Origin of the sequence: Avibacterium paragallinarum (assembly GCF_900450705.1) — a bacterium.
GTDB lineage: Bacteria > Pseudomonadota > Gammaproteobacteria > Enterobacterales > Pasteurellaceae > Avibacterium > Avibacterium paragallinarum.
Window position 1 is genome coordinate 1495221 of sequence record NZ_UGHK01000002.1, and the last position, 25138, is coordinate 1520358.

General features: G+C 39.6%; 22 protein-coding genes, 1 tRNA gene and 1 pseudogene. 5 read left to right on the forward strand and 19 right to left on the reverse strand.

Translation table 11 applies throughout. The features are described from left to right. Positions 1-307: 307 nt before the first annotated feature. From groL to lpcA, 6 genes are all read right to left on the reverse strand, one after another. Entirely contained in the window at positions 308-1951 is a 1644-nt protein-coding gene (gene groL, locus DXZ23_RS12240; RefSeq protein WP_017806816.1) for a chaperonin GroEL, read from the reverse strand. A 78-nt stretch (positions 1952-2029) separates the two neighbouring features. Further along, positions 2030-2320 carry a co-chaperone GroES gene (locus tag DXZ23_RS12245; RefSeq protein ID WP_017806817.1) on the reverse strand — a complete coding sequence of 97 codons (291 nt, stop codon included), beginning with the start codon at positions 2318-2320 and terminating at the stop codon, positions 2030-2032. Between the two features lie 453 nt (positions 2321-2773). Further along, a tRNA-Ser gene (locus DXZ23_RS12250) sits at positions 2774-2863 on the reverse strand. A 347-nt stretch (positions 2864-3210) separates the two neighbouring features. After that, positions 3211-3369, reverse strand: coding sequence for a hypothetical protein (locus tag DXZ23_RS16225; protein ID WP_168977192.1), 159 nt, complete (start codon positions 3367-3369; stop codon positions 3211-3213). A 61-nt stretch (positions 3370-3430) separates the two neighbouring features. Beyond that, positions 3431-4837 (reverse strand): membrane-bound lytic murein transglycosylase MltF, encoded by a 1407-nt coding sequence (gene mltF / locus DXZ23_RS12255; protein ID WP_021723798.1) that lies wholly within the window; start codon positions 4835-4837, stop codon positions 3431-3433. Positions 4838-4926: 89 nt separating this feature from the next. Further along, entirely contained in the window at positions 4927-5508 is a 582-nt protein-coding gene (gene lpcA / locus DXZ23_RS12260; RefSeq protein WP_017806819.1) for a D-sedoheptulose 7-phosphate isomerase, read from the reverse strand. Between the two features lie 71 nt (positions 5509-5579). On the opposite strand from lpcA, the gene DXZ23_RS15545 reads away from it, so the two are divergent. After that, complete coding sequence (locus tag DXZ23_RS15545; protein ID WP_158528924.1) at positions 5580-5744, forward strand: hypothetical protein; 165 nt, start codon at positions 5580-5582, stop codon at positions 5742-5744. 21 nt (positions 5745-5765) lie between these two features. Here the strand turns inward: DXZ23_RS15545 and mfd are convergent, their stop codons facing one another. The 4 genes from mfd to secM form a co-directional block, all read right to left on the reverse strand. Beyond that, positions 5766-9203, reverse strand: a complete 3438-nt coding sequence (gene mfd / locus DXZ23_RS12265; RefSeq protein WP_017806820.1) for a transcription-repair coupling factor — start codon at positions 9201-9203, stop codon at positions 5766-5768. A 46-nt stretch (positions 9204-9249) separates the two neighbouring features. Continuing rightward, positions 9250-9645 (reverse strand): 8-oxo-dGTP diphosphatase MutT, encoded by a 396-nt coding sequence (mutT, locus tag DXZ23_RS12270; protein WP_017806821.1) that lies wholly within the window; start codon positions 9643-9645, stop codon positions 9250-9252. Positions 9646-9719: 74 nt separating this feature from the next. Further along, positions 9720-12425: a preprotein translocase subunit SecA gene (gene secA / locus DXZ23_RS12275; RefSeq protein ID WP_017806822.1), complete on the reverse strand. Its 2706-nt coding sequence runs from the start codon at positions 12423-12425 to the stop codon at positions 9720-9722. A gap of 88 nt (positions 12426-12513) precedes the next feature. Further along, positions 12514-12825 (reverse strand): secA translation cis-regulator SecM, encoded by a 312-nt coding sequence (secM, locus tag DXZ23_RS12280; protein ID WP_026138577.1) that lies wholly within the window; start codon positions 12823-12825, stop codon positions 12514-12516. A gap of 104 nt (positions 12826-12929) precedes the next feature. Between secM and DXZ23_RS12285 the strand changes: the two genes are divergently transcribed. Next, positions 12930-13235 (forward strand): DciA family protein, encoded by a 306-nt coding sequence (locus tag DXZ23_RS12285; RefSeq protein ID WP_026138578.1) that lies wholly within the window; start codon positions 12930-12932, stop codon positions 13233-13235. On the opposite strand, the gene DXZ23_RS12290 is transcribed toward DXZ23_RS12285, so the two are convergent. The 8 genes from DXZ23_RS12290 to DXZ23_RS12325 form a co-directional block, all read right to left on the reverse strand. Next, complete coding sequence (locus DXZ23_RS12290; protein ID WP_017806825.1) at positions 13207-14097, reverse strand: Dam family site-specific DNA-(adenine-N6)-methyltransferase; 891 nt, start codon at positions 14095-14097, stop codon at positions 13207-13209. The two genes, DXZ23_RS12285 and DXZ23_RS12290, sit on opposite strands and share 29 nt — an antisense overlap. Before the next feature lie 5 nt (positions 14098-14102). Beyond that, positions 14103-15191 (reverse strand): 3-dehydroquinate synthase, encoded by a 1089-nt coding sequence (aroB, locus tag DXZ23_RS12295; RefSeq protein ID WP_021723800.1) that lies wholly within the window; start codon positions 15189-15191, stop codon positions 14103-14105. Between the two features lie 16 nt (positions 15192-15207). Then, on the reverse strand, positions 15208-15768 hold the full coding sequence (gene aroK / locus DXZ23_RS12300) for a shikimate kinase AroK (RefSeq protein WP_277986766.1): 561 nt from the start codon (positions 15766-15768) through the stop codon (positions 15208-15210). A 200-nt stretch (positions 15769-15968) separates the two neighbouring features. Continuing rightward, complete coding sequence (locus tag DXZ23_RS12305; RefSeq protein WP_017806827.1) at positions 15969-17291, reverse strand: type IV pilus secretin PilQ; 1323 nt, start codon at positions 17289-17291, stop codon at positions 15969-15971. An 8-nt stretch (positions 17292-17299) separates the two neighbouring features. After that, positions 17300-17659: a hypothetical protein gene (locus tag DXZ23_RS12310; protein WP_017806828.1), complete on the reverse strand. Its 360-nt coding sequence runs from the start codon at positions 17657-17659 to the stop codon at positions 17300-17302. Next, positions 17659-18186, reverse strand: a complete 528-nt coding sequence (locus tag DXZ23_RS12315; RefSeq protein WP_017806829.1) for a hypothetical protein — start codon at positions 18184-18186, stop codon at positions 17659-17661. Before DXZ23_RS12315 ends, DXZ23_RS12310 begins: the two co-directional genes overlap by 1 nt. Further along, positions 18173-18685, reverse strand: coding sequence for a PilN domain-containing protein (locus DXZ23_RS12320; protein ID WP_017806830.1), 513 nt, complete (start codon positions 18683-18685; stop codon positions 18173-18175). Before DXZ23_RS12320 ends, DXZ23_RS12315 begins: the two co-directional genes overlap by 14 nt. 29 nt (positions 18686-18714) lie before the next feature. Further along, positions 18715-19482, reverse strand: a complete 768-nt coding sequence (locus DXZ23_RS12325) for a type IV pilus biogenesis protein PilM (protein WP_017806831.1) — start codon at positions 19480-19482, stop codon at positions 18715-18717. A gap of 158 nt (positions 19483-19640) precedes the next feature. On the opposite strand from DXZ23_RS12325, the gene DXZ23_RS12330 reads away from it, so the two are divergent. Both DXZ23_RS12330 and DXZ23_RS12335 read left to right on the forward strand, forming a co-directional pair. Next, positions 19641-22190, forward strand: a complete 2550-nt coding sequence (locus DXZ23_RS12330; RefSeq protein WP_021723802.1) for a penicillin-binding protein 1A — start codon at positions 19641-19643, stop codon at positions 22188-22190. Positions 22191-22456: 266 nt separating this feature from the next. Continuing rightward, positions 22457-23116 (forward strand): annotated as a pseudogene (locus tag DXZ23_RS12335) (IS1595 family transposase). 243 nt (positions 23117-23359) lie between these two features. Here the strand turns inward: DXZ23_RS12335 and hmpA are convergent. Further along, positions 23360-24559: an NO-inducible flavohemoprotein gene (hmpA, locus tag DXZ23_RS12340; RefSeq protein ID WP_021723803.1), complete on the reverse strand. Its 1200-nt coding sequence runs from the start codon at positions 24557-24559 to the stop codon at positions 23360-23362. A 138-nt stretch (positions 24560-24697) separates the two neighbouring features. Between hmpA and DXZ23_RS12345 the strand changes: the two genes are divergently transcribed. Next, positions 24698-25126 (forward strand): RrF2 family transcriptional regulator, encoded by a 429-nt coding sequence (locus DXZ23_RS12345; RefSeq protein ID WP_017806833.1) that lies wholly within the window; start codon positions 24698-24700, stop codon positions 25124-25126. Positions 25127-25138 lie beyond the last annotated feature (12 nt).

Sequence of the window (25138 nt, forward strand, 5' to 3'; positions counted from 1 at the left end):
AAAAGCTACCTAAAACCCGATCACTTTTATGCAAAAAATAATCCAATTTTTACCCATTTTCCACCATTTCTGCCCATTTTCTTATTTTGCATAAAACCAACGCCCCAACCGTAACAATCCCAATAACCACAAGCCCTCCCGCAATTTTTTACCCCAAATTTTTTTCCTTTACTTTATGCAAATATTGTTACTACCCCATAAATACATTAACAGCCATAAAAAATCCCCACAATCAAGATTGTGGGGATTACGGTAAAAAAACATAAGGAATTTCCACCGCACTTTAAAAATGGAGGTTTGGAATGAATTACATCATTCCGCCCATTGCTCCCATACCGCCCATTCCAGCACCTAGGTCGGCTTTATCTTCTTTTGGAATTTCGGTAACCATTGCTTCGGTGGTAATCATTAATCCAGCGATAGAAGCGGCGAATTGAAGGGCTGAGCGGGTTACTTTTGTTGGATCTAAGATACCCATTTCAAGCATATCGCCATATTGCTCAGAACCAGCGTTGTAACCGAAGTTTCCTTCGCCAGATTTCACCGCACTTGCTACCACAGAGGCTTCTTCCCCAGCGTTGGTAACGATTTGGCGTAACGGGGCTTCCATTGCACGCAAGGCAAGTTTAATACCCACATTTTGCTCTTCGTTGTCACCTTTTAAGCTGGCTGCCACTTTGGTTGCCGCACGGATTAAGGCAACACCACCACCGGCTACGATACCTTCCTCCACCGCTGCACGAGTTGCGTGTAAGGCATCTTCAACGCGGTCTTTTTTCTCTTTCATTTCTACTTCGGTCGCCGCACCCACTTTAATTACAGCCACGCCGCCCGCTAATTTTGCCACGCGTTCTTGTAATTTTTCTTTGTCGTAATCTGAAGTACTTTCTTCGATTTGCTGACGAATTTGTGCCACACGACCTTTGATTTGCGCTTCTTCGCCCACGCCATCAATAATGGTGGTGTTGTCTTTGTTGATAACCACGCGTTTTGCTTGGCCTAAATCTTCTAAGGTCGCTTTTTCTAGCTCCATTCCGATTTCTTCAGAAATCACTGTACCCGCAGTTAAAATCGCAATATCTTGCAACATTGCTTTACGGCGATCACCAAAGCCAGGAGCTTTCACCGCTGCTACTTTCACGATACCACGCATTGTGTTCACCACAAGGGTGGCAAGGGCTTCGCCTTCCACATCTTCCGCGATGATTAACAATGGTTTGCTCGCTTTCGCAACGGCTTCTAACACTGGCAATAATTCACGAATGTTAGAGATTTTTTTGTCCACTAAAAGAATGAATGGGTTGTCAAATTCTACGGTTGCAGATTCTGGTTTGTTGATGAAGTAAGGTGAAAGGTAACCACGATCGAATTGCATACCTTCAACCACTGCCAATTCATCTTCTAAACCTGTGCCGTCTTCTACGGTGATCACACCTTCTTTGCCCACTTTTTCCATTGCTTCGGCGATTAATTTACCCACTACGTTGTCTGAGTTGGCTGAAATTGTGCCGACTTGTTCGATTTCTTTTGAGCTTTCGCACGGTTTAGAGAGGTTTTTTAACTCCGCCACGACTGCACTTACGGCTTTGTCGATACCGCGTTTTAAATCCATTGGGTTCATACCTGCCGCAACCGCTTTTAAGCCTTCGTTTACGATAGCTTGTGCAAGCACAGTTGCGGTGGTTGTGCCATCACCCGCTGCATCATTGGCTTTAGAGGCAACCTCTTTCACCATTTGTGCACCCATATTTTCGAATTTATCTTCTAATTCGATTTCACGCGCCACAGACACGCCGTCTTTGGTGATGGTTGGTGCACCAAAGGCTTTGTCTAAAATCACATTACGCCCTTTTGGCCCAAGGGTTACTTTCACTGCGTCTGCAAGAATGTTTACACCGTTAAGCATTTTTACGCGAGCATCATTACCAAATTTAACGTCTTTTGCTGCCATTTTTTATTCCTTCTTAATAATTAATTTTGCTAAAAGTGCGGTGAAAAATAACCGCACTTTTTGATGATTGATTTGGGATTATTCTACGATAGCTAAAATATCGCTTTCAGAAATGATTAACACTTCTTCGCCATCAATTTTTTCTGCTTTCACGCCATAGCCATCATTGAAGATAATGGTGTCGCCCACTTTCACATCTAAAGGCAATACTGTGCCGTTTTCTAAAATGCGACCTTTGCCCACCGCAAGCACTTTAGCACGGGTTGATTTGGTTGCTGCTGAACCTGTTAAAACAATACCACCAGCGGAAAGGGTTTCCACTTCTTCACGTTTGATGATCACACGATCGTGTAATGGACGAATATTCATTGTAATTTCCTTCTTAAGTTGAGGGGTTAAAACAAAAAGTATTCCTAATATAGGGGAAGATTTTTTACTTTCAAGAGAGAAATAAAAAATTTTTTATAAAAGCAAAATTGAATATTCTATGACTCAGCAAGTCTATATTCTGGACAAGATCTGGTATTTATTTTTCTAACGACTTATTTCTTTTTTCTTTGTAGATAAAAAATTTGTTATTTAGATTCTCCCTAAATGTTCGTTTAATTTTCGTGCAATTCTTTTAATCCTAATTTATCAAAGTTAATTTTAGTTTATTAATGAAAGTTTGGTTAATTTTAGTCATTTTGTTAGCTCTTGATTTAATTGAAAAATTTCAAGAAATGCCCCCTAAAATTTCAAAAAATCCGTTTTTGTAAGTAGAAACTAACAAAAACGAGCTCATTTCGCCAAGAACAAAAAGAAATGATAAAAACTAAGCTCTGGCGGTGAGAGGGGGATTCGAACCCCCGATGCACTTTCGCACATACACGCTTTCCAGGCGTGCTCCTTCAACCACTCGGACATCTCACCATTTAAGAATCAGGGCGTGAATATAAAGATTTATGGAAAGTTCGTCAAGTATTTTTTCTATTTATCCCCTAAAAGCTGCATAGAGAAGCTATAGTAAACCTACGGCAGATCATTAGAATATCGCCAAATGGTATTCAATCCCTCAAATCCTTTCTTTCAAAAATTCTCCAAAATGAAGTACTAAACTCCATACGGCAGCAAAACTAGTAACATAGCCAAATAATTCACTTCCCAAACCTACTTATAAGTAGGCATAAATGAAATGGAACCATTTCACCAGAACAGCAAAGGTTTATCACTTTATAAAAACATTATGCTCTAAAATATAGGAGATTTTTAACGGGCATCTAACAACAAATATCCTGCACAACAAACTGTAAAGAATGACGCTCTGCAAGGCGAAATTTACGTTGCTTTAACCGCTTTAATCTTAAAGCTCGAACTTGTGATAATCGAAATAATTTATTGTTTTTCTTCTTCAAAAAAGTCTTTCTTTTTACTGCCATAGTATCCTCTACCTTTATTTAAACTTATTAAATAAGAGAAAATCTTTCTGTAAATTATTCACTATTCTGCTGGAGAAGTTGGACCTTTCTCTTCCTTATTTTGCTGGATACGATGATAATTCACAATGCTATTCATATAGCGACGAATATTCTCCACATATTGCAATGCTTCATAACCCCGCGCATAGCCATATTTAAGATGAGTGTAATAACGTTTTTCCGCTAATAACGGTAAATTTTTCTTCACATCAAGCCAATTATCGGGATCGCCGCCCAATTCTTTAGTTAAACGACGAACATCAATTAAATGACCTAACCCCATATTATATGCAGCCAACGCAAACCAAATACGGTCTTCTTGATGAACCGTTTCGGGTATTTGAGCGAGTAGCAAATGTAAATATTCTGAACCCGCTTTGATACTTTGTTCTACATCTACACGGTTCGTTATTTTCATTCTATCTGCTGTCGCTTTAGTTAGCATCATCATCCCTCTAACGCCTGTTGGCGATGTTGCCTCTGGATTCCAATGGGATTCTTGGTAAGCGACCGCTGCAAGCAAACGCCAATCAAGTTCGCCTTTATATTTTTCAAAAAGCTTTTCATACTTCGGTAAGGTAGTTTCAATCGCGTTTAAATAAGATCGGGTATCCACATAATCAAACTGTGCCAGATGATTAAAATATTTTTCTTCAATGCGTGCCATTATCCCCGTTTCAATGGCATTGTTCATAAACTCAAGCAAAGCAGCTTGCAACTCGCTATAACTACTTTCCGCCAAATACCAATGGATCGTGGCTTCATCGGTAACATCAAAAGCCACACTGATCTGGGGCTTAATCTGCTGTAACATTGCAATGTCCACCGAATTGGCAATGGTGTAATCAATTTTCCCCTCTGCGACTTGTAATAACAGCTCTTCGGGGCTTTGCTCCGCAACTTGCCAAGCCAATTCAGGCACATCAACTTTAAATTGAGAGAGTAAATGATTCAGTGCTTCCCCTTTGCTAATCACCAACTTTCCCGTTAAGTTCGCTAACGTTGCAGGGCGGGGGTTGCCTTTACGATAGACCAGTTGCCAAGAAGCGGAATAATAGGCGGGACCTATTTGAAAATGCGTTAAGCGGTCGGGGGGATACAACAAATTCGCCGCCGCAACATCAATTTTCCCCGCCGACAAAGCGGTAAAAAGCTGTTCGGCGTTCTCCATTGCTTGGATTTCTAACTCTGCCCCAAGATAATCGGCGAAAGCCTTTGCCAGCTCATAATCAAAGCCTGAAGCCCCGTCATTCCCTATAAAATAGGAAATGGGATTATTCAGCGTTCCAACCACCAGCTTGCCCCTTGATTGAATTACCGCATAGGGATTTTCCTCCGACTGCATTATCCGCTGCCAAGGGAAAACCATATCAATCGCCCAAAGCAACAAGGCAATCGCGGTAACAATATGCAAAAATAAGCCTTTCAATTTACCTCTTTATCTTTAAGAAACAATGGTTTAATGTGCATTATCGTCCTTTGTAAAATCATAAAACACTTAAAAATCCGACCGCACTTTTAGGCTTTTGCCATTTCAAATTCGATCAACATCATTAGAATGTGGATCACTTTGATGTGGATCTCTTGAATACGATCCGCATAGCGGAAATGTGGCACGCGGATTTCCACATCAGCAAGCCCTGCCATTTGACCACCGTCTTTGCCTGTCATTGCAATCACTTTCATTCCTTTGTCTTTCGCCGCTTTAATCGCATTGAGAATATTTTTTGAGTTGCCCGAGGTGGATAATCCAAATAGCACGTCGCCTTTTTGCCCTACAGCTTCCACATAACGGGAAAAGACATATTCATAACCGAAATCATTACTCACACAGCTCAAATGGCTGACATCTGAAATCGCAATGGCAGGATAGCCAGGGCGATTTTCGCGGTAACGCCCTGTTAATTCTTCAGCGAAGTGCATCGCATCACAATGCGAGCCGCCATTACCGCAAGACAGCACTTTTCCGCCTTGTTTAAAGCTATCGGCAATTAACAATGCAGCTTGTTGAATTAATTCGATATTTTTTTCATCGCTAATAAATTTGTTAAGAACATCTTGTGCTTCAACCAGTTCGGCTTTAATTTGATCTAAATACATTTTTTTCTCCGTGAGTATTGTTGTTAGAGGTTAAGCGTAGTGCATTATTTCACGCATCGAAACCCGTCTAAATGGTGGCGTTAATCTACCACGATTTAGGCATTAATTCATTAGGTCGTTGTCAGATTTCCAGCGAAGCCCGCGTTGCCTCCCTGCGATACCGATTGCAAGGCTTGGTGTCACTGCCAGTACAAGGCATACCGCGAGGCAACATCACAACCAATTATTCGCCATAACGCCTTATTTTACTTGAGTTTTTATTCAGCCCGCAAAGTACGGAGCAATTCTGCCACAAAATCTAACCGCACTTTGCTTTCAGTTAAATCCCGATGAAACCTAAATTTCGTTGGTCCGTCAAAGCGATACACTGCTGGCGATTGCTGAATAAGTTGCAAGAATTTTGTTGGATCAAGACTTGCTTTGGGTGAAAACTGGATAAATCCTCCCTGTGCGGTGGCTTCAATACGAATGATTTGTAATGGCTTGGCTTGTAAGCGGAGCTGTGCAATGCGTAATAAGTTTTTGGCTGGCGTTGGCAACAAACCAAAACGATCAATGAGTTCCACTTTTAATTCTTCAAGCTCTTGCTCACTTTCTGCCCCCGCAATGCGTTTATAAAAGCCAAGACGCATATTCACATCGCCTAAATAATCCTCTGGTAATAAGGCGGGAATGCGTAAATCAATCTCTACTTGGCGTTGCGTGAGTTCATCAAGGGATGGCTCACGCCCTTCCCGCAAGGCACGCACTGCACTTTCTAACAGCTCCATATATAGCGAGAAACCAATGCTTTCAATTTGTCCGCTTTGTTCATCACCCAATAATTCGCCCGCTCCGCGAATTTCTAAATCTTGCGTTGCCAACATAAAGCCTGCCCCGAGATTATCCAAACTTTCCAACGCCTCAAGGCGTTTTAACGCATCTTTGCTCATCGCTTTCGGTGGCGGGGTGAGCAAATAGGCATAGGCTTGATGATGCGAACGCCCCACTCGCCCACGCAATTGGTGTAGCTGTGCTAAGCCAAAGCGATCCGCCCGTTCAATAATAATGGTATTCGCAGTTGGCACGTCAATCCCCGTTTCAATAATAGTCGTGCAAACCAGCACATTGTAGCGTTGATGATAAAAATCCGACATCACCCGCTCCAATTCCCGCTCTCGCATTTGCCCGTGTCCGATAATGATGCGGGCTTCAGGCACAAGTGCGGCCAGTTTTTCGGTACAATTTTCGATACTCGCCACATCATTATGTAAATAATACACCTGCCCGCCACGCAAAATTTCACGCAAAATGGCTTCACGAATGATTAAGTCGTCTGCTTGTCGCACGAAGGTTTTAATCGTCAAACGGCGAGCGGGTGGCGTAGAAATAATCGACAGATCCCGAATGCCATTCATCGCCATATTGAGCGTTCGCGGGATTGGCGTTGCGGTGAGGGTTAAAATGTCCACATTGGCACGCAACTGCTTGATTTTTTCTTTCTGACGCACGCCGAAACGGTGTTCTTCATCAATAATCAGCAAGCCCAAATCCTTAAATTTCACCTCAGGCTGAATGAGTTTATGCGTGCCAATCAAAATATCAATTTTGCCGTCCGCTAAATCCGCTAGCACTGCTTTCTGCTCCTTCGCCGTTTTGAAACGCGACAACACTTCCACATTCACGGGCAAGTTGGCAAAGCGATCTTTAAAGTTTTCATAATGTTGCTGGGCAAGAAGCGTGGTCGGCACAAGCACCGCCACTTGTTTATGGTTCATCACCGCCAAAAATGCGGCACGCATTGCCACTTCTGTTTTACCAAATCCCACATCACCGCAAACTAGACGATCCATCGCTTTGGGCTGACACATATCGGAAATCACAGCGTTAATCGCGGTCATTTGATCCAGGGTTTCCTCAAAAGGGAAAGTGGCAGAAAACTGCATAAATTCATCGCGATCATAATGAAAAGCAAAACCTTTTTGCGACTCTCGCAAGGCATACACATCAAGCAATTCCGCTGCCACATCGCGAATTTTTTCCGCCGCTTTTTGCCGACTTTTCGCCCACGCATCGCTACCCAGTTTATGCAAGGGGGCAGTTTCTTCCGAGCCACCTACATAGCGACTGATCAAATGCAATGAGCTAACTGGCACATACAACTTGGCATCGTTGGCATAGTCGAGTAACAAAAATTCGGAAGTGATGCCTGCATTTTCTAAGGTAACCAGTCCCGCATAACGCCCTACGCCGTGATCTAAATGCACCACTGGCTGACCAATTTTCAGCTCTGCTAAATGTCGGATTAAAGTATCAGGATTGACGGATTTTTGTCGATCGCGACTACGTTGCTGTACACGTTCGCCGAGCAATTCTGTTTCCGTAATCAACGCAAGGGAATCCGCCCCTTTCTCCACAATAAAACCGCGATCTTGGCTACAAATGAGTAAATTTTGCTTTTCTTGCAGATCTGAAAGATGTGCGATTTGTTTTGGTCTTAATTTCAACGGACTGAGCAAATCCAGCAAAGTTTCTCGCCGCCCTTCTGTTTCCACGCAAAAGACAATATCGCCATTAAACTGCGCCATAAATTGTTGCAAAGGTAAGAGCGGTTCTTTTTGTTGCAATTTTAGGCTTAAATCTGGCAATGGCTGAACGGGCAAATTTTGCTGACGCACAGAAGCACGCGCCACTCTCTCCGCTTTCAAGGTGATTTTAGGAAAATGTTTGAGCTGATGATTTATTTGGTCAATGGGCAACCAAAGCTGATCTGGCGGTAATAAAGGACGCATAGGATCAACACGGCGGCTTTCATAACGCTGTTCACAATCTTGATAAAAACGCTCACCTTGTTGCTGGTTACTCTCAAAATCCACAAATAGCGTTTGTTCAGGCAAATAATCAAATAAGGTGGCCATTTGTTCAAAAAACAGCGGTTGCCAATACTCAATCCCAGCCACGAGCGTGCCTTTGCTCACTTGTTGATAAATATGCTCAGGATCACGGCGAATTTCGCCAAAGGTTTCACGGAATTTGGTGCGGAAAAATTCAATACCTTTGTGATCAGTGGGGAACTCTTGGGCGGGCAACAACCGAATTGAGGGAATTTCCTCCAGCGTGCGTTGCGTATCCACATCAAAAGTGCGAATGCTATCAATTTCATCATCAAAAAAATCTAAGCGAAAAGGCACCGCACTTCCCATTGGGAACAAATCTAGCAACGCACCACGCACCGCATATTCACCGTGTTCCAACACCTGTTCCACCGCACGATAACCTGCATTTTCTAGCTTTAAGCGGAAATCATTAATCACAATGCGATCGCCTTTTTTAATCAGCAAAACGTTGTGTTGCAAATACTCAGGCGGGCAAACTTTTTGCATTAACGTGCTGATCGGTAAAATAAAAATGCCGTTTTTTGCATTTTGCAAATGGAATAACGCACTGAGCCGTGAAGAAATAATATCTTGATGTGGCGAAAAACTGTCATAAGGCAAGGTTTCCCAATCGGGGAAAAAGGTAACAGGCTGTGCAACGAATTCTGCCAAAACCTTAGATAAACGCACCGCACTTCGCGTGTCTGGCGTTACAACTACGGTAAGTCCTTGATGGCTCTGTGCAATTTCTGCAAGGGCTAAGGTATCGCTACCTGCAATCACATTGGCTAAAATTTTGTGATCATTGGATTGGGTTGGGAGATTGATATCGAAGTACATCATAAAGTGCGGTGTTTTGCTATATATTCTTACATAAATAATTATCTCATTCCGCTAATAAACGCTGAATAAGTTTCGCATTTGCTGGAGGGAATTGGCTAGCATCAAGTTCAGACTGAGCGATCCACATTCCTTCTTGCCCCTCGCGACCAAAAGGTTCTCCAACCCATTGTTCTACAAGATAAAAATGGAATTGAATAATTTTGGTTGGGTATTCAAAGACAAAACGCTCAAACAATGTTGCATTGAGCAGATGAATGCCGATTTCCTCTTCCAACTCTCGTGCCAACGCTTGTTCTGGCGTTTCCCCTTTATCCACTTTGCCTCCAGGAAATTCTAACGATTGGGCAAAATCCTGCCCCTCAAGGCGTTGAGTGAGATAAATTTGCCCAAATTCGTTACGAATAATACCCGCCGCAACTTGTATGATGGGTTTGCTCATTTTGTTTCCCCTATGACGAAAAGAGCGGTGAAAAATAGGGTCAAATTTCGACCGCTCTTTATCGATTGCGTGAATTAGACTTGTTTAGCACGGCTGCCGTGGCAATGTTTGTATTTTTTGCCAGAGCCGCAAGGGCAAGGCTCGTTGCGTCCAATTTTACGAGAAGGATTGTCTAAATCCTCTCCCTCACCTTCATTTTTCGCATTGTTATATTGCATTTGAGCCTGCTCGCGAGCCGCGATTTCTTGCTGTAATTTTTCCGCTTGCTCAATTTCTTCTTGAGTGCGAATTTGTACGCGACTCAGCGTGGTAATGACGCTGAGTTTTAAGGCTTCCAACATATCCGTAAACATTTGGAAAGATTCTTTTTTGTACTCTTGTTTTGGATCTTTTTGTGCGTAACCACGGAGGTGAATCCCGCGACGCAAGTGATCCATCGCCGCTAAATGCTCTTTCCAAAGCTCATCAAGGGTTTGTAACATCACGCCTTTTTCAAAGTGTTGCATTGGCTCTTTGCCAACCAGTGCTTCTTTACGTTGATATTCTTCTTCCGCAGCTTGAATAATCCGTTCACGCAAGGCTTCTTCGTGGAGCGTGTTATTTTCCTCAAGCCACTGAGCGAGCGGAAGATTTAATGCGAAGTCTTGTTGTAAACGTAATTCTAGCCCTAGAATATCCCACATTTCTTCCAGTGAGTGCGGTGGAATATACTGATCAATCACACGATTAAAGACATCTTGACGAATTACATTGATGGTTTCGGAAATTTCATCATTGTCTAATAACGCGTTACGTTGCTCGTAAATGGCGTGGCGTTGATCATTGGCAACATCGTCAAATTCGAGCAGATTTTTACGCCCGTCAAAGTTATGGGCTTCCACTTTGGCTTGAGCGGAGGCAATCACTTTGGTGAGCAATTTGGATTCCATTGCTTCACCCGGTGTGCTGAAGGCTTTACGCATCATATTCAATTTACCCTCGTTGAGGTAAATTCGCATTAAGGCATCGTCTAAAGATAAGTAGAAGCGTGATGAACCTGGGTCACCTTGACGACCTGAACGCCCGCGAAGCTGGTTATCAATACGGCGAGATTCGTGGCGTTCTGTGCCGATAATGTGCAAGCCGCCCGCTTGTTTCACAATATCTTGGCGTTCCTGCCATTTGGCTTTGATTTCTTCAATTTGGGCTTCACTTGGGTTATCCAATTTTGCCACTTCTGCTTTCCAGTTACCGCCGAGTACGATGTCAGTACCGCGACCTGCCATATTGGTTGCGATGGTAACTGCCCCCGGGTAGCCCGCATTTGCGATAATTTCCGCCTCTTGGGCGTGGAATTTTGCATTTAACACATTATGTTTGATGCCCGCTTGGGTGAGCAGTTGGGAAAGCAATTCTGATTTTTCAATTGACGCCGTTCCCACTAACACAGGTTGGTTGCGTGCAATGCAATCTTTGATTTCTTCAATGATCGCTTCAAATTTGTATTGCTCATTTTCAAACATTAAATCCGTGCGATCATCGCGAATCATCGGGCGATTGGTTGGGATCACAATGGTTTCTAAACCATAAATTTGTTGAAATTCAAAGGCTTCTGTATCTGCCGTTCCGGTCATTCCCGCCAGTTTTTCATATAAACGGAAATAGTTTTGATAGGTGATGGAAGCGACAGTTTGGTTTTCATTTTGAATTTGCACGCCCTCTTTAGCTTCAATGGCTTGGTGCAAGCCGTCAGACCAGCGGCGGCCTGCCATTGTACGTCCCGTATGCTCATCAACGATCACGATCTCACCGTCTTTCACGATGTAATCCACATCACGCTCAAATAAGGTATGTGCCCGCAATGCCGAATTAACGTGATGTAATAAGCTGATTTTGGCTGGAGAATACAGGGATTCGCTTTCTTGCATTAACCCTTGTTGAATGAGCAGTTGCTCAATTTTTTCTTGCCCCCGTTCGGTGAGGTAAGCCTGCTTGGTTTTCAGATCCAGCGTGTAATCGCCATCGCCTTGGTATTCTTCCGTGTCCTCTTTATCTTGTTTGATTAAATGAGGAATTAATTTATCCACCGCGATATACAGTTCAGAGCTGTCTTCCGCAGGCCCTGAAATGATCAATGGCGTTCTTGCTTCATCGATCAAAATGGAATCCACTTCATCGACCAATGCGTAATATAATTCTTTTTGGAAGCGATCTTGTGCAGAATGTGCAAGGTTATCACGCAGATAATCGAAACCCAGCTCGCTGTTTGTGGCATAAGTAATGTCGGCGGCATAGGCGGCTCGTTTTTCTTCGCCAGAAAGCCCTGGAATATTCACGCCGACGGTCATTCCTAAAAATTCAAAGAGCGGGCGGTTAATTTCCGCATCGCGGCGTGCAAGGTAATCATTCACCGTAACCACGTGAACCCCTTTGCCCGTTAAGGCATTGAGATAACAAGGTAGGGTGGCGGTTAAGGTTTTCCCTTCCCCCGTCCGCATTTCAGCGATGCAACGGTTGTTTAGCACCATTCCGCCGATAAGTTGCACGTCAAAATGACGCATACCCAGTACACGTTTGCTCGCTTCTCGCACTGTGGCGAAGGCCTCTGGTAACAGGTTATCAAGGCGTTCTCCGTTTTTCAGACGCTCACGAAACTCTGCCGTTTTGCTTTGTAGCTGTTCATCGCTCAAGGCCTCAAACTCGGCTTCCATTTTGTTGATTTTTACCACTTGTTTATTTAAACGGCGTAAAATGCGGTCATTACGACTGCCAAAAATTTTTGTAAAAATTGTTCCAAACATATTTTTTCTTTCAATACTAATAAGTTATACATTATTTCAGGCTCGCCTGAAACTGAGAAGAGGGGGCATTTTCTGCCGATGAATGGGGTTAGGCGAAAGGCCCTGCCCGAATGATAATGGCGTGAGCGTTTAGGGTTGATAAAAAGTGCGGTATGTTTTTTAGTCGAATTTTTACCGCAGGGATTTGCCTGTTATTTAAGACAAACTGCGATTGAATTTGCTGTTTCTGCTGGCTTTGTTGTTGGCTCTGCTGAATAGCGAGCTGACGCGACTGTTTCACATAATTTTCATCAGCAAAGTTTGCATTGTTTAAGCCCTGTGCTTGAGGCAAGGCAAAGATTGCAATCATACTGAGTATGAGTTGCGACCAAAAATGCTGGGGGCTTTTCGATGAAATCATTTTTCGCTGAGGTTAAAGTAAAAATTGCTGTTATTGTAACGGAAAATCACTACAATGTCTTTTTCATATCCGTAATATTAGGTCAAAAAAGCAGAAAACAAGCAATGCGATACAGTAAACCCACGAATGTGCAAGATGTGCTAGAAAATTCGAGCCTTGGCAAAATTATGCAAAAAGGCATTTTGTTACAGCAGTTAAATGAACAGTTAGAGCGGTTATTTCCTAGCCAGTTTAAAGGGTTTTATCGGGTTGCCAATATCGCTAAAAATAGCCTTGTTATTGAAGTTGCCAATGCAATGGTACGACAAGGGCTATTATTCAAACAACAAGAATTATTAGCTCAAATTCAGCAATTCCAACCGCAGATTCAGCAACTAAATTTTAAAGTGAATCCTGCCTTGCTTCGCTAAGCACAGGCGAATTTTTGCCGTTAAACGTGGCAATCAGCTCATTGACTTTAATCCGTTTATGAGACGCTTGACTAATGGAGCGTTGCACTTTTAAGCGTTTAATTTTCGCCCCTTGATAAATTTGGCGAGTGAATTTGGTGTCGTGATTGGAAATCAGCACTGAAATTTGCTGTTCATTTGCCGTACGCTGTGCCAATTCCGCCAAAGTTTGCTGATGAGCTAAAGAAAATTCATTGCCTGAATAGCTGGTGAAATTGGTTTCCTGTTTGAGGGGGGCATAAGGCGGATCGCAATAAATCACCGAGTTTTCATCGGCGAATTTGAAAGCCTCGTGAAAATCAGCACAAATAAACACCGCACTTTGTGCTTTATAGGAAAAATAGCGTAGTTCAGCTTCTGGAAAATAATGGGTTTTATAGCTTCCAAAAGGCACATTAAATTCATTTTGGCTGTTATAGCGACATAATCCATTGAAACCAAAGCGGTTTAAATATAAAAATAAAACCGAGCGTTCAAAGTTGTTGGTGGATTGATTGAACTGGGTTCGGCGGGCATAATAATACTCAGCGGTATTTGCCTGAGGGTGAAAAAAGACACTTTTTGCGGCCTCAATATACAAATTGACATCTTGTTTTACTGTATTAAAGAGATTAATCAAATCAGCATTAATATCGACCAAAATATACCGCTCAAATTGACTATTAAGAAAAACCGCTCCCGCTCCCACAAAAGGTTCAATAAGACATTGTTTTTTCTTCGGAAACAATTTATTGATTTGATCTGTAAGGCGAAATTTCCCACCCGCCCATTTTAAAAAAGGGCGGTATTTTTGTTGAGGGAAAATTGTAGCATTAGGGGACATTGAGATTAGTCAATTTGCGTGCAACGAGCAATGGCAGCAAGCACAAGATCTTTATCGCTATCACTAGCAACATAGGCTTGCCCTAAAGATTTCAGTAAAACAAGGCGTAATTTGCCAGCTAGCACTTTTTTATCACGCATCATATGCGGTAGGTAATCTTCAGGCCGCATTGTATCAGGGGAAACTGTCGGCAAATTGGCACGAGCGAAGAGTTTTTCCAAACGCCCAACTTCTTGCACAGACAAATCACCCAGCATTTCAGACAGTGCCGCAGCCATCATTGACCCCGCAGCCACTGCCTCACCGTGCAACCATTTGCCATAGCCTAAATGGGTTTCAATGGCGTGTCCGAAAGTATGCCCTAAATTCAATAAGGCACGATCGCCTTTTTCTGTTTCATCGCGGACGACTACATCGGCTTTGATTTGACAACAACGAGCGATACATTGCTGTAACGGAGCTTGCTCAAGAGCAACCAATTCATCAATGTGCTGTTCAAGCCATTCAAAGAAAGAATAATCCAAAATCGCCCCGTATTTAATCACTTCTGCCAAGCCCGCATTGACTTCACGTTTTGGCAAGGTGTTTAAGGTGAGCGTATCAACAATCACCGTACAAGGCTGATAAAACGCCCCAATCATATTTTTACCCAACGGGTGATTCACCGCTGTTTTACCGCCCACAGAGGAATCTACTTGTGCAAGCAATGTGGTTGGAATTTGGATAAAACGCACACCACGTTGATAACTTGCCGCCGCGTAACCTGCCACATCACCAATTACCCCGCCACCTAATGCGATAATGGTGGTATCGCGACCGTGTTTTTTTTCTAAAAGTGCGGTAAAAATTAGGTTTAGGGAATCCAAATTTTTGTATTGCTCACCGTCAGGCAGCAATACGTGATCGACAAGGCAGCCTAATTGAGCAAGGGTTTCACTTACAGGAGCAAGGTAATGTTGTGCAATCGTTGGATTGGTTACGATCATCCCCTTATCGCCCGCGTTAAGGGGATACACATCGGGCTGAAAAAGCAATCCCGCACCAATATAAATAGGATAACGACGATCTTTTAATTCAACATTTACGCACAACATTGTTTTTCCTTTTTAATTAACCGTTGATATTCTCAATTAAATCAACAATTTGATTTGCCATTACCTTTGCACTTTGAGCATCGGTTGGCAAGGTAATATCTGCCACTTCTTGATAAAGTGGATTGCGGATTTTCGACAATTCTTCAAGCACTTGACGCGGATCTTCCACATCTTGCAATAACGGGCGTTTTTTATCACGCTGTGTCCGTTCAAACTGCTTATCTACTGTGGTTTCAAGGTAAATCACAATACCGCGAGCAGAAAGATGATTACGGTTTTCTTTCGACATCACCGCACCACCGCCAGTGGAAAGCACGATACCCTGTTTCTGCGTTAATTCATTAATAATACGCTCTTCACGTTTACGGAAGCCTTCTTCTCCCTCCACATCAAAGATCCAGCTGATATCCGCCCCCGCACGCTGTTCAATTTCAGCATCGGTATCAATAAAATCCATTCCCAATAATTGTGCTAACTGACGACCAATTGTGCTTTTCCCAGCTCCCATTGGACCAACTAAGAAAATATTACGTTTTTCTGCCATTTTTCGTTGTTCTTCTTTAACAAAATTTAAAATTATTGATCTTTCCGATAAATAAAAAGACAACCACAAATCTTCATTATGGTTGTTAAAAGATCACCCAAAAAATAAGTGCGATTATCGCAATAAATGCCCACCGATTTCAACCTTCAAAGAGATTTATTTGCGAGATTTCTGTAAAATATTCAAAAATAATATACTTTTGTTGAATGCCTTACTACATCCATCTCACTATATCATTCCTCTACTGTACCACTACGAATTAAGCGTGGTGTAACAAAAATAACGAGTTCCCTCTTTTGATGTCTCTCGACTTCCTTACTAAATAGCCTTTTTATTCCAGGTATGTCTCCTAAAATTGGTACTTTATCAAGTGCTTTAGTAATCGTATCGTGGAAAATTCCGCCCAATACAATTGTTTCGCCGTCTTGTGCAAAGACTTGCGTATTAATTTCCTGTTTATCAATAGAAATCACCTCATTTTCTCCATAAGATACCCGTCCTCCAGGTGCATTCTGGCTAACAACAAGATCAAGTAAAATACCGTTATGCTTTAATAAATGAGGTGTAACTTCAAGCCCAAGTACAGCTTCTCGGAATTCAATAGACTGCGTATCATTTTTTCCATTATTCACTACATAGGGGATTTCTGTACCTTGCTTGATACTTGCACTTTTCTTATTCGTAGTCAATAATCGTGGACTCGCAATAATTTCAACGTTATTTTCTCTTTCTAATGCTGTCAACTCTAAATCTAATAACCTTCCATTAATTTTAGCTACTTGCAAAGCTACCGAACCTGCAGGATTTGAACTCGTCGCAAAATTAATATTTAGATTATCCGTAATATTTGAGAATCCATTTGCATTTAAGCTTCCAGAAACGCTATGGCTTATATCTGAGGGAGAAAAAATTCCCCATCTAACGCCCAATTCTTTTAAACTTTCATCGCTAATTGTGACAATACGAGCTTCAATAATAATTTGCTGAATAGGTTTATCCATATCCGCTACCAATTTCCTAATTTGTTTTATTTTTTTAGCTTCATCTTGGATAATGAGTAAATTATTGCGTTCATCAAAACTTATACTTCCATTTGCTGTTAATAAAGATCCATTCCCTGAAGTGAGGGCTTTCATTACCTCGGATGCTTTGGCATAGTGCAACTTTATTGAAGTTATTAACATATCTGCTGATGTTGCTATGTCTGTTGATGAATTTAACACTACATTTTCTTGATTAGTTGCTTGCGACTGACTTAAATAATATATCCCATTATTTTCCCAAAACCGCAAATGTTTTATTTCAGCGATAGATTTTAATAATTGAAGTAATGTTGTATTTTGCAATTGCAAAGATATTGAACCAGACAATTCATCATCTATGACTAAATTGATTTTTTGATACCCAGCTAAATATTGTACAGTATCTACTAATGGAGCTTGCTTTAAATGAACAGAGAATGTATTATTTTCGTCACTTGCATTAACCTGTCTAAATGGATAGGATAGAATAAGAAAAAATAAAAGAATATTCTTTATTATATTTGGTAACTTCATTATTTCTCCTATACATCTAAATACATAATCTTAGATTGAATACAATCAAATATTTTTACCTTACTTAAGGATATTTCCTCAATCCGTAATTTTTCTTGGGTGAAAATATCATTTACTCTTAACATCATAATTTTTTTCTCTTGATCGAGAAACATAACATTTTTTTCATTTTTAAATTCAATAACTCCAATCAATTTTAGCAGCTGAAATGCTGTATTTTCTGCAAAAATACGATGACTGGAAGAACAAGAATAACTATTATTGATTGTAGATGTATCACTCTTGATACCTCGTCTAGTTCTATCAAAAGGATCTTGACCGAATACTGTATAACTAACAAAAAATAAAAATAGAATTAGCTTTTTCATTATTTAACCTCATCAATTATTAATTTAAACTTAAATTCTGCTGTAAGAGTTTTATTAATATCCTTATAAATAATAAAGTGTAATAAATACATTTGAGGATTTTCATATAAAAATTCTGTCAAAAAATCTGTCAATTCGGTAAAATTCCCCATCAACTGAAGATCAATGTAAGGATCTTGATATAAGCTCCATTGACTATTCTTAACTTGCAAGTTAGATAAAAGGTATTCTAAACTTTCGTTAACTTTAGAAATATTATTAGTTACTTCAGGCGTAAACGCTTTTTGTGTTGCTTGCTGTAAGCTATTTAATATACGTTTCTGAAAAAGTAATTCTTCCTCTTCCTGCTTAATTTGCAAACTTAGTTGAATATTATCCCAATATACCTTTTGATACTCTATAAAAATAAAACAAAAAGGTATTAATAATATAAATAATAAAATAAGATATTGCTTTCCTCTTCTCAAGTTAAAAAATCTTCCTATTAAATTATTTCTATTCTCAAAAAACTTATTATTCATATCCATTATTATTAAAATTAAACTCAAAAAAAATTCGTGTGCCTTTTGGCTCAAATTTTGTTAACTTACTATATTTAAAGAGATTACTATTCATCAGTGTTTTTTGCAAAGCTATAAATTCTTCTTGTGATATAACTTCTCCTTTCAAAATGAGATTTCTCTTCGTTAGATTAATTGAGGTTAACTCGCCTTGCTCTAAAGGTAAGCTATGTAAAAAAGACAAAAAATTCTTAATTTCAGTGTTTTCTAATACATATTCTTCATCCTGATATCTATGATCTTTACGCAATAATGAAATTTTTTCTTTAACCTGTTGAATATCCTGTAAAATAGATTGATATCTCTCATTATTATTTTGTAATATATGTTGTTCATTTTGATATATATCAGATGTTATTATAATTAATCCCCCTTCAAATAATAAACAAACAATAAGAATAAAAATAAACCTCCTTAAGTTCTCATAATATTGCTTTTGTCTCCAAGGTAATAAATTTACGCCCACTATCTACTCCTTTATATTATTAGAAATAATTACTTCCATAATGCATTTCCTAATGCTATAAATGGAATATCTGTATTTATTCTAATCCAATCTGGAGAATATTCTTGTGTATTATTTAACGAAGAATAATAATAAACTTGATCACAATCAAATGAATAACGTTGACAAAATTTCTCATACAAAGTGGTAAGTGAAATCTTTGTTTTATGTATAGTTTGGATTTGATTTGTATTAGGATTAATAATAAACACATAGACTTCATCTTGATAAAAAAACAGTGATTTTTTCTCTATTTTATAATCAATAAAATAATGAAACGCTCTAATTACAGTATTTGAGATACAATCTAAAACTTGAATAGATAAAGGCTGATATATCTTAAGATAATCTTCGGCTATCTTTTTTTTAACCGCATACACAGTTAATTTAACACCTTCTTTTAGCTGTTCTACTTGATAATCAAACCAAATATCATCGATAATAATAGGTAATTCTTGAGACAATAAGAAACGGCATTGCTGTTCATATTCAGAAATAGTTAGAGAATGAGGAAGCAACAATGTTTTTACCCAAGTATATTGCGATGTAATAGATGCCACAAATTTCAAAGTTTTTAATGAATAATTACATTCACCAACTAACAAATTAGGTTTCAAACGCTCAAACGAAATATCATTCTCAATTACACAAAAGCGAGGACGATTTTCCTCATCAAACCAGACAAAATCATAAGTTCTGATACCTTTCCAGACACCAATTTGCAGCTGTTTCTTACAAGAACTTTTTATTTTTAACATTATTTTTCCTAATCTTCCGTTTTCTCGATATATTTAGCTTTAGATTTTTTTAATGACTCTTTATACTTACACATTAAGGAAGTACAAACCTAAACTCCTTGAGTTTTAAGTTTTTCTGATTTTATGTAACATTTCACGAACTAAGAGAGAATTTTTCGATGCGGATCGCAAAATTAATTTTCAGTAGCCTACTCACTGTCAGTATTTTGGGTTTCACCATAGCTGCTATTTTTTACTTTCAACTGAAATCTGACTTACCTGATGTAAACTCCTTAAAAACAGTAGAGTTACAACAGCCTATGCAAATTTATACTGCTGATGGAAAACTTATTGGAGAAATTGGAGAACAAAGACGAATTCCAGTACCGCTGAATCAAATCCCTTCAAAACTGATTGAGGCCGTTATTGCAACAGAAGATAGTCGCTTTTATGAACATCACGGATTAGATCCTATTGGAATAATGCGTGCGATTACTATTGCAATCACAAAAGGAGGGGCCTCTCAAGGTGCAAGTACAATTACCCAGCAACTTGCAAAAAACTTTTTCCTAACACCAGAAAAAAGCCTCATCCGTAAAGCCAAGGAAGCTATCCTAGCAATAGAAATTGAGAATACCTTGAGTAAAAATGAAATATTAGAGCTATATTTAAATAAAATCTATTTAGGCTACCGTGCCTATGGAGTCGCAGCTGCCGCTAAAACATACTTTGGAAAACCTCTTGACCAACTTACATTATCAGAAATCGCTGTAATTGCGGGACTCCCTAAAGCTCCATCAACAATGAATCCTATTTATTCTTTAAAACGAGCTACGGCAAGACGTAATATCGTACTAAATAGAATGTTAGAAATGAAATATATTGGTCCAAAAGAATATGAGCAAGCTCTAAAAGAACCTATTATTGCCCAATATCACGGAACACAGTTAGATTTTAGAGCAGATTATGTTACCGAAATGGTTCGCCAAGAAATGGTTAAACGTTTTGGAGAAGAAAATGCTTATACTAGTGGATATAAAGTTTATACAACTATACTTTCTACTGACCAAGAAGCTGCACAAAAAGCACTAAGGAATAATCTACTTACTTATGATATGAGACACGGGTATCGTGGTGGAACAACATTATGGGAGCCTAACTCTGATCCTTGGAATAATGAAAAAATCATTGATGAGTTAAAAAAACTACCAGATGTTTCGCCTTTAGTACCTGCCGTAGTCATAGAAAAAAATAAAGCCGAAATAAAAGTGCTATTAAGTAACGGGCATAACTATACGCTTCCACCCTCATCAGTACGTTGGGCAGGAAAAAAACAACCTACTGTAGGAGAACAAATTTGGCTACGACAAGACGACAATGGGAAATGGGTACTGTCACAAATTCCTGAAGCAAATTCAGCATTAGTATCATTAAATAGCGATAATGGTGCAATTAAAGCGATTGTTGGAGGATTCAGTTTTGATCTAAGTAAATTTAATAGAGCAACACAATCACTTGTACAGGTTGGTTCCTCCATTAAACCTTTTATTTATGCCGCAGCACTTGAAAAAGGATTAACATTATCCAGTGTATTACCAGATGCTCCCATAATTATTCAAAAAGCGGGACAAAAGCCTTGGACTCCCAAAAATTCGCCAAATAAATTTGATGGTCCTATGCGTTTACGCGTAGGGCTAGGTCTATCAAAAAATATGATTGCAATTCGAGCCATTCAAATGGCTGGGATCGATTTTACAGCAGACTTTCTGCAACGTTTTGGCTTTAAACGCGATCAATATTTTGCTAGTGAGGCATTAGCCTTAGGAGCAGCTTCATTCACGCCTCTTGAAATGGCAAGAGCTTATGCAGTATTTGACAACGGAGGCTTTTTAATCAATCCTTATTTAATTGAAAAAATACTGGATAATTCAGGAAAGGAAATATTTATAGCTTCTCCTAAAATAGCTTGTATAAGCTGTGATGATATCCCAACAATTTATGGTGAAACTGAAAAACTAGATGGCTTTAAAAATATCGAGTTAGTTAACCCAGACTATTCATCTAGTACAGAAGAACTCAACGAGCAAACAGATCTCATTCCGGAATTAGATCTTAAATCGCAAATACTCGATGAGGATACCCTAGATTTTAGGGCCGAAGCTAAAACAGACAACACGCAAACACAATATGCTCCTAGAATAATTAGTGGTGAACTCGCCTTTTTAATCCGTAGTGCATTAAATACAGCAATTTATGGAGAACCTGGTTTAAATTGGCAAGGAACAAGCTGGAGAATGGCACAACAAATTAAACGACAAGATATTGGTGGGAAAACTGGTACAACTAATAATGCTAAAGTCGCTTGGTATGCCGGTTTTGGAGCCAATATAACAACAACTATCTATGTGGGATTTGATGATAATAAACGAGATCTAGGGAGAGGAGAAGCAGGAGCACAAACAGCAATGCCAGCTTGGATTAATTATATGAAAATTGCATTACAAAATATTCCTATACGAAACTTACCTATTCCTCCAAATATTGTAGAAAGGAACATAGATACCTCTTCAGGTCTCCTAGCAAAAGAAGGAGGGAAAAAAGAGTATTTCATCAAAGACACCGAACCAAAGAAAACCTATATAGAAGAAAGAGGATATTATATTCCAGCAGAACTCTCCTCGCCAGAAAGTGAAAACATCGATACTTCGGCACCTCAAGAGTTATTTTAATTAAACATAACTAATAACTCTTTATAATAAAAAGCTAAGATATAAAAACAATATCTTAGCTTTTAAAATAAACAGTAAAAAACCGCTAATAAAAAATTAGTGCTTCAAAATAAATTTAACAATTCTACTAATCAAACTCTTCCGTTTATCTCTTTGCACGCCAGTAAAAAAATCTTTAAATGAATTTATAGTTTGATAAGCATATTCAGAAGGCAATAATATATCTTGGGGCTGTAGTAGATTAGCAACAATGCTATACTACAAAAATGAAGATAACATATTGTAAATTAAAGAAATCTATACAGAAAAAACTGCTGGAGTTTTTTATCGCAGAAGTTACTGCAAGAACGGCAGCAAATTTGCTAGATATTCAACCGAATACAGCCGCTTTGTTCTACCATAAAATCAGGCTTGTGATTGGCTATCATTTATCCCTTGAAGTTAACGAGATTTTTGAGGGGGAAATTGAACTAGACGAAAGCTATTTTGGTGGTCATCGAAAGGGAAAACGAGGACGAGGACGAGGAGCGGCTGGAAAAGTTGCTGTTTTTGGGTTACTAAAACGACAAGGAAAGGTATTTACTGTTGTGGTTGAAAACACCAAGAGTGAAACATTACTCCCTGTTATTAAAAGAAAAATCAAGCCTGATAGCTGGGTTTATACGGACACTTATCGCAGTTATGATGCGCTTGATGTGAGTGAATTTCACCACGAATGAATCAATCATTCCGAGCTATTTGCGGTGAAACAAAATCATATTAATGGCATTGAAAATTTTTGGAATCAGGCGAAGCGGATACTGCGAAAATATAATGGAATTAACCGAAAAAACTTTCCTTTATTCTTGAAGGAATGTGAATTTCGGTTTAACTTTGGGACACCAAAAGAGCAGTTAAAAATATTGCGAAAATGGTGTGAAATTTAGGGCTAATCTACTACAGCCCCTTCATTTATTATGTGGTAAGCTTCTATCATTATTGAATTTGCTTACCATAACTTGCTTTTCATATTTTGAATTTGGGTTATCAATGGCATTTACTATATATAGTGAGAATTTTCTCTCGTTGAGTTAAACTTTTTAAAGCCATACCTAACAGGCTTAACGTTTCACTAAAAACAGGGCTGAATATTCCATTCCACCCTGTTTTCTTATATTAGCGCGAAAGCATTAATCCAATTTAACGCCACCTGTATTAAATGCCTCAAGATGGATCTGCTCTGCTGGCACACCTAAATCTACTAAAGATTTATACTGTGCTTGCATAAATGCCATTGGGCCACATAGGTAGTAATCCGCGTCTTTCGGTAAAAGTGCGGTTGGAATTTGGCTTAAATCTAAACGCCCTGTGGCATCTGCTTGCGCATCTTCCACTTCATAAACGGTAAAGGTGCTAACATTTGGATATTGCGCTTTTACCCCATCAACGTGCGCTTTCATTGCGTGTACATCGGCATTACGACAAGCGTGGATAAAGCTCACAGGCGAAGGCACATTTTGTTCTACTAACTGGTTAAGCATTGCAATCATAGGAGTTAAGCCCACGCCACCACTGATAAACACATTTGGTTTTTGGCTATCAATTAAGAAGAAGTTGCCTGTTGGCGCAGTGGCTTCAATTTCATCACCCTCATTTAACCCGTGCAAGGTGGTAGAAACCCAGCCGCCTGCTAGCTCACCTTTTGGATCTTCACGTTTAACTGAAATGCGTAAATAGTCTGATTTTGGATTATCAGAAAGGGTATATTGACGCGGCTGTTTTAAGCCTAATTCTGGAACGAAAACACGCACCGAGATATATTGCCCTGCTTTATAAGTTGGCAAATCACCGCCATCAACAGGCTGCAAATAGAAAGAGGTAATTTCACTGCTTTCTTCCACTTTCTTAGCAATTTTGAATTTACGCCAGCCTAACCAGCTACCTTTAGTTTGCTGATGTTCGTCATAAATGGCTTTTTCTGTGCTAATCAAAATATCCGCTAATTGATTGTAGGCGGCGGTCCAGGCTTCAATTAATGGATCGTCCATTGAAATTTGCAATACTTCACTAATCGAATGAAGTAAGTTGTTGCCCACAATGGCATAATCAGGGGCTTGAATATCAAGACTGACGTGTTTATGCGCCATTAATTCAACGGCTGGCAATAGCACGGCTGGATTTTCAATATTTTCCGCATAAGCTAATACCGCATTCGCTAAAGAACGCGCTTGCGCACCGCTGCGTTGGTGTCCAAGGTTAAACACTTGTTTTAATTCAGGGTGATTGGTGAGCATTCTGTTATAAAAATAAGAAGTGAGCGCAACACCGTTTTCGCGTAGCACTGGCACTGTGGCTTTCACTAATTCAATTTGATTTGCTGTTAATGACATAGAAAGTCCTTTTAGTTTATTAAAGATGTATTTAAAATACATTTTTAATACTAGGCTGGCAAGCAATAATTTATCAATAATCCATAATCTAGCGAGAAGTGGTGAAATAGACTACAATACACCACCCAAGGAGTTGCAATGCAAATTAATAAATTTACTGATTATGGTTTTCGTGTGCTGATCTATCTTGCGCGTCAGCAGGAATGCACGCACACAATCGCGAGCCTTGCCAAGCAGCTTCACCTTTCACAAAATCATCTGGTCAAAATCGTCCATTTTATGGCGAAACAACAATGGCTGATTACCAGTCGTGGCAAAGGCGGCGGTATTCGTTTGGCGGAAAGCACATTAGATTTGCCTTTAGGCGAGATGCTACGCACCTTTCAAGGCAATGAGCCGTTGGTAAACTGCGTTTCTCCTAAATGTGGATTACAACCACAATGCCAATTAAAGCATTTGTTGGACAATGCCCTCGAGCAGTTTTACCAAAATCTTAACCAATACCCATTGCGAAAAGTCATTAGCAATCATTCACAAGACAGGATTAATTTTATTTCTTATCTGTAATTTCAATAAGTA